Source organism: Vibrio sp. OPT46 (assembly GCF_015163535.1).
Classification (GTDB): domain Bacteria; phylum Pseudomonadota; class Gammaproteobacteria; order Enterobacterales; family Vibrionaceae; genus Vibrio; species Vibrio alginolyticus.
On the sequence record NZ_JADDYG010000298.1, the window covers coordinates 35,215 to 38,097 of the forward strand.

Annotated in this window: 2 protein-coding genes and 1 pseudogene; 2 read left to right on the plus strand and 1 reads right to left on the minus strand. The window is 45.0% G+C overall.

From position 1 onward, the window contains the following. A partial coding sequence (locus tag IQR33_RS33085) for a GPO family capsid scaffolding protein (RefSeq protein ID WP_228013890.1) occupies positions 1–449 on the minus strand: 449 nt, incomplete at its 3' end. Positions 450–614: 165 nt separating this feature from the next. On the opposite strand from IQR33_RS33085, the gene IQR33_RS13590 reads away from it, so the two are divergent. Next, positions 615–2,402 (plus strand): terminase large subunit domain-containing protein, encoded by a 1,788-nt coding sequence (locus tag IQR33_RS13590; RefSeq protein WP_017821169.1) that lies wholly within the window; start codon positions 615–617, stop codon positions 2,400–2,402. Then, a pseudogene (locus tag IQR33_RS33090) lies at positions 2,399–2,883 on the plus strand (phage portal protein); the annotation flags it as partial. The gene IQR33_RS13590 and the pseudogene IQR33_RS33090, both read left to right, overlap by 4 nt.

Below are 2,883 nucleotides of genomic sequence, written 5' to 3' on the forward strand. Positions count from 1 at the left end.
TCCACCTCTTCTAAATGGCTTGCTTTGATCTCGGTGGTTTCCCCATGAACACGAGAGAATTGAAGGAGCGATGTTCCTGTGGAGGCTGGGGAGTCAGTCGCAGCTAGGCCCATTAGATAGCAACGCCCTTCCCCCTTGTAGTCGGGATTTGGCTCAATAGATGTGAAAAGTTTTTGTTTTTTACGGTTGGCTTCAAGCAGATAGTCATTCGGCTCTAGCTTGGCGAACAGACGTAATTTTCCGCCTTGTTCCTCCGCTTTTACTTCAACCACTCGGCCCCAGTTTTCACCGTAACCGTAAAATCGACGATGCTCAGGCCAAATTAGTGCGGTGTACTCATCCATCGAATAACTAGCGGCCATTTGCTCAATCCAATCACGGGTTATTTTACGCCCGTCGACGGTCGGTCCTTCTGTCGCGATGATTTTCCACTCACTAATCTTTGGCATTTTTGTACTCAAACTTGTCAATCACATACGGTTCGAGCAAACAATACGCCTTTGAATGTGTCGTTTCAGCTACTTCAATTCCTTGTAATTCGGATACATTTACTATCCGAATTCATCCGAACTTTGCTTAGTCATCTGCAAGTTTTCGGCGCGTATGATGCGCTTATGGCATATTCTCCCGAAATACGACAAGCCGCCCGAGCACTCTATTTGAAAGCTTGGACGCCACGTGAAATCGCTACCGAACTGAACCTGAATAATGAGCGCATCATTTATTACTGGGCAGATAAATTCGGTTGGCGCGATATGTTGCGTGAACAAACCATTGATGAAGCGATAGCAAATCGAATTCAAACACTGCTTGAACTTGTTGACCCCAGTAAAAACCAACTAGACATGCTCGATCGGCTTATCAAGCATCACGCTGCATTAAAGAAACAAAGGGCACAAGAAAAGCAGCAAGGTGAGCAACCTTTAAATACAGGGAATAAAAAGCACGACGGTACGAATAGCCGTAACAGCCAGAAATCTAGCAGTAATTCAAAATCTACCAAGAAACGTAAAAGTAAAAAGAATGACATCAGCGAACTGAGTGAAGATGACTTTGTCACATGGCATGACTCCCTGTTTGCCTATCAGCATGTAATGCGCAACAACATAAAACAGCGTATTCGAAACATTCTTAAGTCCCGCCAGATTGGCGCAACTTACTACTTCAGTGGTGAAGCGTTAGAAGATGCGATTCTGACCGGCGATAACCAGATCTTTTTGTCAGCATCACGAGCTCAAGCGGAAGTTTTCCGCAGCTACATCATTGCTATTGCAAAAGAGTTCTTAGACATAGAGCTAACTGGAAACCCGATCATTCTCTCCAATGGTGCTGAACTTCGTTTTTTATCTACCAATAGCAAAACCGCGCAAAGTTACCACGGCCATGTTTATGTAGATGAGTATTTCTGGATACCGAAGTTTGACGAACTAAACAAACTCGCTTCGGCAATGGCTACCCATAAAAAATGGCGTAAAACCTACTTTTCGACACCATCATCGAAAATGCACCAGGCATATCCGTTTTGGACGGGCGACCAATGGCGAAAAGGCAGAGACTCACGCGCCAAAATTGAGTTTCCAACGTTCGATGAATATCGCGATGGGGGTGTACTTTGCCCTGATAAGCAGTGGCGATACGTCGTCACGATTGAAGACGCTGCTGCAGGCGGCTGTGAACTATTTGATATTGAAGAACTGAAGGACGAATACAGTAAAGACGATTTCGATAACCTGTTTATGTGTATCTTCGTCGACGGCTCTTTGTCTGTATTCAAATTCTCTGACCTCGAAAAAGGCATGGTTGACTCTGCCCACTGGCAGGACTTCAAGCCGAAAACAAAATCACCGTTTGCCGGGCGTGAAGTATGGTTGGGTTATGACCCTAGCCGAACGCGAGACAATGCTTGTTTGGTAGTAATAGCTCCACCGGCAGTTGCAGGTGAAAAGTTTCGTGTCTTAGAGAAGCACTACTGGAAAGGGCTTAACTTCCAGTACCACGTGAGTGAAATTGAAAAGGTATTTCAACGCTACAAAGTCACTTACATAGGCGTTGATACTACAGGCATTGGTGGCGGTGTTTGGGACTTAATTAAGAAAAAGCACCCTCGTGAGGCCCACGCCATACATTACAGCAACGAAAACAAGAATCGCTTAGTAATGAAGATGATCGATATCGTAGAAGCAAAACGACTGCAGTTTGATGCCGAACACAAAGACATTGCTATGGCATTTATGGCGATTAAACGAGTGCCGACCAATAGCGGTAACGCTATGACCTTTAAAGCAGAGCGAAGTGAAACAACAGGCCACGCTGATGCGTTTTGGGCCATTTCACACGCCATTATCAATGAGCCGCTAGACCACAACACACCAACGAAATCAACCTGGGCGACTGCAGCATGAACAATCAAAAAGACAAACTAGTACAACAGGAGCAACATGTGGAATCGGTTTATCACCTTGACTCCACACCTGAGGCAATTGACTCAACGAGTTGGATGACTTCATATTCTGAGCTTTTCTATAACGACACTGATGGTTACTGGGAACCTCCAATCTCACGCCAGGGCTTAGCAGAAACTTCACGTGCAAACGCCTATCACGGGTCTTTACTTAAAGCTCGAGCAAATTATGTTGCTGCCCGTTTTATTTCAGGTGGCGGTTCAAGACGTCGGCAGATTCAATCTTTTTGTAATAACTACTTCACGTTTGGTGATGCCGCATTTTTAAAAATCCGCGACCACTTCAAGCGTGTTGTGCGCTTGTTTCCTCTACCGACCATGTATCTACGTAGACGTAAAAATGGGGACTTCGTTTTGCTAGAGCGAGACAACAAGCAACGAGTATACAAAGAGAATGACATCATTTTTTTGCCTCAAGAAGA

Bases quoted from the DNA above. Each gene is read 5' to 3' on its own strand.
- IQR33_RS13590 (WP_017821169.1), top strand. From the start codon at position 615: ATGGCATATTCTCCCGAAATACGACAAGCCGCCCGAGCACTCTATTTG.